The sequence below is a fragment of the Nocardia carnea genome (genome assembly GCF_029869215.1).
Classification (GTDB): Bacteria; Actinomycetota; Actinomycetes; order Mycobacteriales; family Mycobacteriaceae; genus Nocardia; species Nocardia carnea_B.
Genome location: NZ_JARWPM010000112.1, coordinates 1 through 8085 on the forward strand (window position 1 = coordinate 1; position 8085 = coordinate 8085).

An 8085-nucleotide genomic window follows, 5' to 3' on the forward strand; every position below is an offset into this window, starting at 1 on the left:
ACCACCAAGCCCGCTGCCTGACCGGCGGCGTCCGGAAATGAGAAAGCCCCAGGGCCGCGGCCCGCGGGCGTTTAAGGGTGAGTGTCGGGTCTCGAACCCGCGACAGCCAGGATCACAACCTGGTGCTCTACCAACTGAACTACACTCACCATCGCCGATTTGCACCGGCGGCCTAGATACTAGCGCGTTCCCCCCGCCGTTAGCTAATCGGTTTCCGGTGTGGCGGTGACCTGGGACGATGCGATGCCCCCGGCGGCCGCTTGTTCTTCCTCGGCGGCCCGTGCGCTGACCTCGGCGGCGATTGCGGTGATCTCCGCGGTCGACGGGCCCGGCGCGGGGACGAAAACGGTGCGGCGGTAGTACTCGAGCTCCCGGATGGATTCCCGGATATCGGCCAGCGCGCGGTGGGTGAGGCCCTTCTCCGGCTGGCCGAAGTAGATACGCGGGTACCAGCGCCGGCACAGCTCCTTGATCGAGCTCACATCGATCATCCGGTAATGCAGATGCTGATCGAGCAGCGGCATATCCCGGGCGATGAAACCGCGGTCGGTGGCGATGGAATTACCCGCCAGCGGGACCACGCCCGCGGTGGGCGCGTACTGCTTGACGTAGTCGAGCACCTGCTGTTCGGCCTCGGCGAGGGTCACGCTGGATTTGCGGACTTCCTCGGTGAGACCCGAGCGGGCGTGCATTTCGGCGACCACCTGCGGCATGGCGGCCAGCGCAGCGTCGTCGGTGTGGATCACGATATCCACACCGTCACCGAGGACGTTCAGTTCGCTGTCGGTTACGAGGGCGGCTACCTCGATCAATCTGTCGGTGACCAGATCGAGACCGGTCATCTCGCAATCCATCCACACCACTAATTTGTCGGACACTCGTCCCACCCTAATCAGCCCCGCTGTCGCCGCGGTGTAATCGCGGCGGTCACGATCTGTGAACGACTTCGCCCGGCGACCGTCAGCCGCCCAGTTTCTTGTAGAAGGCGCCCGCGACCGGGGCCGTGACCCCTCGGGGACCGTAGTTGCCGGCGGCGCTCATCCCCTTGCCGATCAGGCCCGGGACCACCCGCATCTTGTTGCGGGCCAGTCCGTCGATCGAAATTCGTGCGGTGTACTCGGCGGAGACCCACAGGAAATCCGGGACCATCCGGTCGACGATGGAGGCTTCGGCGGGGTCGGGCGTTTCGGTGCGGACGGGTCCGGGGGCCAGCAGGGTGACGTGCACTCCGGTGCCCTTCAGTTCCCCGCGCAGCGATTCGGTGAAGGTGTTCGCGAACGCCTTGCTCGCCGCGTAGGTGGCGTTGTTCGGAATGGGCATATTGCCCGCCGCCGAACCGCTGACCAGGATGCCGCCCGCCCCGCGGGACAGCATGGCAGGCAGTACCGCCAGCGTGAGATCCTGGACGGCGACCGCGTTCAGCTCGAGCTGGGCGCGCTCGTAGGCCGGGTCGAGCCCGGTGATCGGGCCGAAGGTCGCGATACCGGCGTTGTTGCACAGGATCGAGATATCGCGGCCGGCCAGTTCCTCGGTCAAGGGGGCTCGCCGCTCCCGATCGGCCAGATCCACCGCGCGGACTTCCGCGGTGATGCCGTGGGCGCGGGTGAGCCGGTCGGCGAGTTCGTCGAGCAGGTCGCCGCGGCGGGCCACCAGAATGAGCGAATAGCCGCGGCCGGCGAGTTCGGCGGCCAGCGCGGCCCCGATCCCGGACGAGGCCCCGGTCACGACGGCGCGACTGTCGGCGGTAGGCGAAGGCAAACCCATTGGCACACCCTAGGCCAGACGCCTCGAGCGGCCGCCGGGTGTGGTCCGGGCGATGCCGGCCGGCTCGTCGTGCAGCCGAAATTGCTGCGGATCGGGCGGTTTGGGCGGGGATGAGATGGGTACACCCACTCCGACTGGCCCGAACAGCTCAGTCGGGTGGGTGGAGCGCCCCCGGCAGGAATCGAACCTGCGACCTAGGGATTAGAAGGCCCTTGCTCTATCCAACTGAGCTACGGAGGCAGTGTTTCCACCATGGCGGACAACGGCCGCGCTGTCCAGCCGAAAAGTGTAGCGATCAATCGGATCGTTTGTTTTGGGCTGCCCGGAAACAGCCCCGCCGGGCCCGTCGGCGCCCACCGAACTACTCTCGAAGCTATGTCGTCAGTCCAGGCCCCTGCCGCCGAACCCGCCGCCGAGGCCGGTCGGCCGGGCGCTCCGGCGGCTGTGACGGGCGCGCTGACGGTGGTCGCGGGGACACTGGCGGCGCTGGTCGCAATCCTCGTGGTGAGCGCGTCGGCAGCTCAGGCTCTCAGCCTGCTGGGCATCCCCGACCCCGGTCCGCTCACCACCTACGGCCTGCCCGCCGTCCGGGCGCTGGCCGATCTGCTGGCGGCGCTGACCGTGGGCGCGCTGCTGTTCGCCGCATTCCTCGTTCCGCCGCAGCGCAGCGGCCTGCTCGATACCGGCGGATACCGCGCGGTACGGCGCGCCTCGGGGCTGGCCTTCGCCTGGGCGGCCTGCGCGGCGCTGCTGGTACCACTGACGGTCTCCGACAGCACCGGGCGGCCGGTATCGGAGGTCCTGGCACCGCAGGACCTGTGGGGCGTGATCGATCGGATCGAGCTGGCCGGAACCTGGCGGCTGACGGCGGTGGGCGCGTTGCTGCTCGCTATCGCGTGCCGGCTCGCGTTGCGCTGGGGCTGGACCCCGGTGCTGTTCGCCGGATCGATCGCGGTGATGATGCCGCTCGCATTGACCGGCCATTCGTCCTCGGGTGGGTCGCACGATGTGGCGACCAACAGCCTGATCCTGCATCTGATCGCCGCGGCGGTCTGGGTGGGCGGGCTGGTCGCGCTGCTGGTCCACGCGCTGCGTGACGGTACTCATACCGGTCTGGCGGCTCGCCGGTTCTCGCCGCTGGCGGCGGCTTCGTTCGTGGTGCTCGCGGTGAGCGGCGTGGTGAACGCCTGGGTCCGGGTGCCGGCGGACGAACTGTTCACCAGCGCTTACGGGCGTCTGGTGCTCGCCAAGGCCGCCGCGCTGATCGTGCTGGGGGTGGTCGGATACTTCCAGCGCCGCGCGGCGCTTCCCGCGCTGGCCGCCGAGCCGGGGAACCGGCGGGCGCTGATCCGGTTCGCGGGCGTGGAAACGCTGATCTTCGCCGCGACCATGGGCCTGGCTGTCGGGCTGGGACGGACACCGCCACCGCCGCCGACCACGGTGCCCACCCCGGTCGAAGTGGAACTCGGCTACGAGCTGGCGGGGCCGCCGACCGTCGCCCGGCTGTTGTTCGACTGGCGATTCGACCTGATCTTCGGCACCCTCGCCGTCGTGCTGGCGGTCCTGTACCTGCTGGGTGTCCGGCGCTTGCGGGCGCGCGGCGACAGCTGGCCGATGGGCCGGACGCTGGCCTGGTTGCTCGGTTGCGCCGTGCTGCTGTTCACGACCTCGTCCGGCGTCGGCCGCTACGCACCGGCAATGTTCAGCGTGCATATGGGCGCGCATATGGCGTTGTCCATGCTCACTCCGATCCTGCTGGCGCTCGGCGGCGCGGTGACGCTCGCGCTGCGCGCGCTGCCGCCGGCGGGCCGCAGTGGAGCCCCCGGCCCCCGGGAATGGATTCTCGCGGCCGTGCACAACCCGGTCTCCCGGTTTCTCACCCACCCGATCGTGGCGTCGGCGGTTTTCGTGGCCGGGTTCTACGCGCTGTACCTGGGCGGGATCTTCGACACGTTCGTCGATTCGCATGCCGCACACCTGCTGATGAACCTGCATTTCCTGGTCAGCGGCTACCTCTTCTACTGGGTGGTGATCGGTATCGACCCGAAGCCGCGCCGGGTGGAGCCGCTCACGAAACTGGGCATGGTGTTCGGGTCGCTGCCGTTCCACGCGTTCTTCGGCGTGGTGCTGATGGGGATGAGTACCGTGCTGGGCGGCTGGTTCTACCGCAGTCTCGGCCTGGACTGGCATTCCGATCTGCTGGGCGACCAGCGCACCGGCGGCGGTCTGGCGTGGGCCAGCGGCGAAGTGCCGCTGGTGGTGGTGATGCTGGCCCTGCTGATCCAGTGGTCGCGCAGCGACGAGAAGCTGGCCCGCCGCACCGACCGGGCCGCGGAACGCGACGACGACGCGGAACTGGCCGCGCACAACGCCATGTTCGCCGAATTGGCCAAGCGAGATCGGGCAGTAAGGTAGATGACCGAGCAGAAAACCCCGCTGACACCCGTGCAACCGCTGCGGCGCATCTACCGCTCCGATGTGCGGGCGGCCCGTCGCCGTCTGGGCAGATATATCCGCAAGACCCCGGTTTTCCACACCGTCGTTCCCGGGCCCGCCGGTCCGGTGCCGGTGACCTTGAAACTGGAATATTTACAGCACGGCGGCACGTTCAAAGTGCGCGGCAGTTACAACGCGCTGCTCTCGGAGCGGGTCTGCCCCGACCATGTGGTGATCGCCTCCGGCGGGAACGCCGGAATCGCGGCGGCGCTGGCCGCGGCCGGAATGGGCAAATCGTGCACGGTGGTGGTGCCGGAGTCGGCGCCGCATACCAAGGTCGCGGCGATGTGGTCGCACGGGGCGGAGGTGCGCTGGCACGGGACCACCTACGCCGAGGCATATGAGCATGCCCGCGAGATCGCCGCGGACCGGGGAGCGCTGCAGTTGCACGCCTACGACCTGCCCGCCGTGGTGGCCGGCGCGGGCGTGATCGGGCTCGAACTCGAGGAACAGGTGCGGGGCCGGCCGCCCGTGCTGGTCGCCGTCGGCGGCGGTGGGCTGATCGGCGGGATCGCGGCGGCCGCCGGGCGGCGCCGGGCGGTCGTCGGCGTCGAACCGGAAGGTATTCCGACCCTGCATGCCGCGCTGGCGGCGGGTGAGCCGGTGGACGTCGAGGTCGCCAGTATCACCGCCGACGCGCTGGGTGCGTCGCGGCTGGGGGAGATCTCCTTCGATGTGGCCCGGCGCTACGGCGTGCAGTCTGTGCTGGTCACCGATGACGCCATCACCGATGCCCGGGATTATCTGTGGCGGGAGTTCCGGATCGTCGTCGAGTTGTCGGGTGCGGTGGCGCTGGCCGCGGTCCTCAGTGGTGCCTACGTGCCGCCGCAGGGGCAGCGGCCGGTGATCGTGCTGTGCGGCGCGAATACCGAACTTCCGGTGCTCTGACCCGCTGGGTGAAGCGGGGGTTGTCCACAACTTCGGTGGCGGACGGGAGTTGTCCACAGATCACGATCTCGTCCGGCACGGCGGCGCGACAGCGGACACGATGAGTGCATCCCCGCACGACGGGGCGCCAGTGGTCCGGCGGCGCCGGGCACGACGAAGGGGTGGGCTGTGTACGAAACCATCGCGACAATTGTGGGTACCGTGGTGACGGATCCGGTCAAGCGCGATCTGCCGAGCGGGGAGCAGATGCTCAGCTTCCGGCTGGCGAGTACCGCGCGGCGGCTCGATCGCGAGTCGGGGGAATGGGTGGACAATGGCATGCTGTTCTTGACGGTGAGCTGCTGGCGGCGGCTGGTGGCCGGCGTCGAGGCCTCCATCCACCGCGGCGACCCGGTGATCGTCCAGGGCCAGCTCCGGTCGAACGAGTACCGCTCACGCGACGGTATCGATCGGCGGGATCTGGAGATGCGGGCGAATACCGTGGGACCCGACCTCACCCGCTGCACCGCCCAGGTGGTGCGCCGCCGGACGGGCTATGCGATGGTGACCGGGGACAATGCGGCGGGTCCGGACACGGAGCCGGTCGCCGTAGGGGTGGCGGGGGACCAGGACGATTCGACGAGGGAAACGGCGCCCGGCGACCGGCCGGTGAACGCCGACGTGTGAAACCGCACCGATGTTTGACGGATAGGGTGATCGCTATGGCTGAGTTCATCTACCAAATGAAGAAGGTTCGTAAGGCGCACGGCGACAAGGTCGTGCTCGACGATGTCACCTTGAACTTCCTTCCCGGCGCCAAGATCGGCGTCGTCGGCCCCAACGGCGCCGGTAAATCCAGCGTGCTGAAGATCATGGCCGGATTGGACCAGCCGAACAACGGCGAAGCCTTTCTCGCGCCCGGCGCCAGTGTCGGCATTCTGCAGCAGGAGCCGCCGCTGAACGAGGAGAAGACCGTCCGCGGCAATGTCGAGGAGGGCCTCGGCGAGATCAAGGTCAAACTGGACCGGTTCAACGAGATCGCCGAACTCATGGCCACCGATTACTCCGACGAGCTCATGGACGAGATGGGCAAACTGCAGGAGGATCTCGACCACGCCGACGCCTGGGATCTGGATTCGCAGCTCGAGCAGGCGATGGACGCGCTGCGTTGCCCGCCGCCGGACGAGCCGGTCACGAACCTCTCCGGTGGTGAGCGCCGCCGGGTCGCACTGTGCAAACTGCTGCTGAGCAAACCCGATCTGCTGTTGCTCGACGAGCCGACCAACCATCTCGACGCCGAGAGTGTGCTCTGGCTCGAGCAGTTCCTGGCGCAGTATCCGGGCGCTGTCCTGGCCGTCACCCACGACCGGTACTTCCTGGACAACGTCGCCGGCTGGATTCTCGAACTCGATCGGGGCCGGGCCATCGGCTACGAGGGCAACTACTCCACCTACCTGGAGAAGAAGGCCGAACGCCTGGCCGTCCAGGGTAAGAAGGACCAGAAGCTGCAGAAGCGGCTGAAGGAAGAACTCGCCTGGGTGCGGTCCGGCGCCAAGGCCCGCCAGGCCAAGAACAAGGCACGGCTGGGCCGCTACGAGGAGATGGCCGCCGAGGCCGAGAAGATGCGGAAGCTGGACTTCGAGGAGATCCAGATCCCGGCCGGCCCGCGGCTGGGCAGTGTGGTGGTCGAGGTGGAGCACCTGGACAAGGGCTTCGGCGACCGGCAGCTCATCAAGGACCTGTCGTTCACGCTGCCGCGTAACGGCATCGTCGGCGTCATCGGCCCGAACGGCGTGGGTAAGACCACTCTCTTCAAGACCATCGTCGGTCTGGAGCAACCGGACAGCGGCATCGTGAAGGTCGGCGATACGGTCAAGCTCAGCTACGTCGACCAGTCGCGGGCCGGAATCGATCCGAACAAGACGGTCTGGCAGGTGGTTTCGGACGGCCTGGACTACATCGAGGTCGGTCAGCAGGAGATGCCGTCGCGGGCGTATGTGAGCGCGTTCGGGTTCAAGGGCCCGGATCAGCAGAAGCCGGCCGGTGTGCTCTCCGGCGGTGAACGCAACCGCCTCAACCTGGCTCTCACCTTGAAGCAGGGTGGCAACCTGATCCTGCTCGACGAGCCCACCAACGACCTGGACGTGGAAACGCTCGGATCGCTGGAGAACGCGCTCGAACAGTTCCCCGGCTGCGCTGTCGTGATTTCCCACGACCGGTGGTTCCTGGACCGCACCTGCACGCATATCCTCGCCTGGGAAGGTGACGCCGACAACGAGGCCAAATGGTTCTGGTTCGAGGGCAACTTCGAGGCCTACGAGGCCAACAAGATCGAACGCCTCGGGCCGGAAGCCGCACGGCCGCATCGCGTGACACACCGCAAACTGACCCGCGGGTAACGCCGCGGATCTTTTCCCGCTACCCGGGTGCGGGACTACCCTCGGGGCGGCATCGGTGTGTCCGAAGATCCGCATCCAAGGGAGTGGGAAATGACGGTCTCGTCCGAATTGTCCAGCGAGGCATGGTTTGCCGAACTGCCGGACACCTTACGTGCCGGGCTCCCCGCCCTCGAGGAGGGATATTTCCGGCATGTGGGGACCGACGAGGCGGACTGTGAGGTCACCGCTGCCGAACTCACCTTCCGGGCCCATCTCGCCCTGGCCCTGAACCGGCAACCAGGTCAGGGCGCGGTACGCGTGCACCATCCCGACGACGGGTCCGGGCTGGGGGCCGCGGTGCAGATCGTGACGGACGATATGCCGATGCTGGTCGATTCGGTGACCGCCCTGCTGACCCGGATGGGCGGTACGGTGCGGGAGGTCATCCACCCCATCGTCACGGTGGAACGGGATGCCGGGGGGGGGGGGGGGGGGGCGCCCCCCCCCCCCCCCCCCCCCCCGGGGGGCCGGGGCCGCCGCCCCCCCCGCAGAAAAGGGGAAAAAGGAGAAGAACCCCCCC

Annotated in this window: 7 protein-coding genes and 2 tRNA genes; 5 read left to right on the forward strand and 4 right to left on the reverse strand. The window is 68.2% G+C overall.

From position 1 onward, the window contains the following. Positions 1–76 precede the first annotated feature (76 nt). The 4 genes from QH276_RS06760 to QH276_RS06775 all read right to left on the reverse strand — a co-directional run bounded on the left by QH276_RS06760 (position 77) and on the right by QH276_RS06775 (position 2004). A tRNA-His gene (locus QH276_RS06760) sits at positions 77–149 on the reverse strand. 54 nt (positions 150–203) lie between these two features. Beyond that, positions 204–878, reverse strand: coding sequence for an oligoribonuclease (gene orn / locus QH276_RS06765; RefSeq protein ID WP_280400658.1), 675 nt, complete (start codon positions 876–878; stop codon positions 204–206). Between the two features lie 82 nt (positions 879–960). Then, positions 961–1764: a mycolate reductase gene (cmrA, locus tag QH276_RS06770; protein WP_280400659.1), complete on the reverse strand. Its 804-nt coding sequence runs from the start codon at positions 1762–1764 to the stop codon at positions 961–963. Positions 1765–1930: 166 nt separating this feature from the next. Further along, positions 1931–2004, reverse strand: a tRNA-Arg gene (locus tag QH276_RS06775). A 135-nt stretch (positions 2005–2139) separates the two neighbouring features. On the opposite strand from QH276_RS06775, the gene QH276_RS06780 reads away from it, so the two are divergent. From QH276_RS06780 to QH276_RS06800, 5 genes are all read left to right on the forward strand, one after another. After that, entirely contained in the window at positions 2140–4179 is a 2040-nt protein-coding gene (locus QH276_RS06780; protein ID WP_280406666.1) for a cytochrome c oxidase assembly protein, read from the forward strand. After that, the gene (locus tag QH276_RS06785; protein WP_280400661.1) at positions 4180–5148 is read left to right on the forward strand and encodes a threonine/serine dehydratase; all 969 of its coding nucleotides are present in this window, start codon (positions 4180–4182) and stop codon (positions 5146–5148) included. It begins immediately after the preceding gene. Between the two features lie 168 nt (positions 5149–5316). After that, the gene (gene ssb, locus QH276_RS06790; RefSeq protein WP_280400662.1) at positions 5317–5814 is read left to right on the forward strand and encodes a single-stranded DNA-binding protein; all 498 of its coding nucleotides are present in this window, start codon (positions 5317–5319) and stop codon (positions 5812–5814) included. A 35-nt stretch (positions 5815–5849) separates the two neighbouring features. Then, positions 5850–7526 carry an energy-dependent translational throttle protein EttA gene (gene ettA / locus QH276_RS06795; protein ID WP_280400663.1) on the forward strand — a complete coding sequence of 559 codons (1677 nt, stop codon included), beginning with the start codon at positions 5850–5852 and terminating at the stop codon, positions 7524–7526. Positions 7527–7616: 90 nt separating this feature from the next. Further along, positions 7617–8085, forward strand: a 469-nt coding sequence (locus QH276_RS06800) for an NAD-glutamate dehydrogenase domain-containing protein (protein ID WP_280406667.1), incomplete at its 3' end; no start/stop codon positions are given.